The sequence below is a fragment of the Alphaproteobacteria bacterium genome, assembly GCA_025800285.1.
Taxonomy (GTDB): Bacteria; Pseudomonadota; Alphaproteobacteria; order JAOXRX01; family JAOXRX01; genus JAOXRX01.
Genome location: JAOXRX010000082.1, coordinates 1 through 685 on the forward strand (window position 1 = coordinate 1; position 685 = coordinate 685).

Genomic DNA, 685 nt, shown 5'->3' on the forward strand with positions numbered 1-685 from the left:
TGATTTTGTCTTTCCATATACTGATGAAGATAATCATTAATGTCAGTATAAGAATACATACCATCTTTGAAAGTGACAGTATTCCAATTAGCACCTCGATCATTTGAGAATTTTATTGTGTTATTATTGTAACTACTTCTGATATACCAAGAATAAGTCATTGTCAATCGGTCAATAGCAAGAGAGTGTTTCTTTTCAGGATCAAGTTTTAAAGTTGGATTAAACTTTATCAAGAAATTATCTGGTCTGTTTTCACCAGTTTTTTCTCTAATGATTGAAGAAATGTGAATAGCTCTTTCCATTATTTTATTTAAACAATATATATTTTTTCAAAAGATCATTTAATGTTTTTTTTAGATGACTTTGAGTTGATGGAGAAGATGAGCGATTTGTGAAAACTCTTGCTTTACACCATTGTTTCCAGCAAAGATAGATCCAGCAAGAAGTTCTAGTCTGTTAACTAGTTGTTGAGGGTTGTTGAAGTGAATGATTCCTTGTCTTGTTTTTTCAGCATAACTTCCAAGTTTACTTATGTTGTTGATATAATCTCCTAAAGTATTATAATTTTCAGTTTGTTTTTCTGTATCTTTTCGTGGATTTTCATTTAATGCTTTAGCTTTATTTACCCCTTTTTCTGTGTAAAAAATTGCTTTATTTTTTAATAAATCTCTGAAATAATCCTGGT

2 protein-coding genes are annotated in these 685 nt (G+C 29.1%); both read right to left on the minus strand.

All coding sequences use genetic code 11. The features are described from left to right. Window positions 1–302: hypothetical protein (locus OIF36_04780; protein MCV6599768.1), on the minus strand; the 302-nt coding region annotated here is incomplete at its 3' end. Window positions 303–353: 51 nt separating this feature from the next. After that, the coding region (locus OIF36_04785) for a hypothetical protein (protein MCV6599769.1) at window positions 354–685 on the minus strand (332 nt) is incomplete at its 5' end.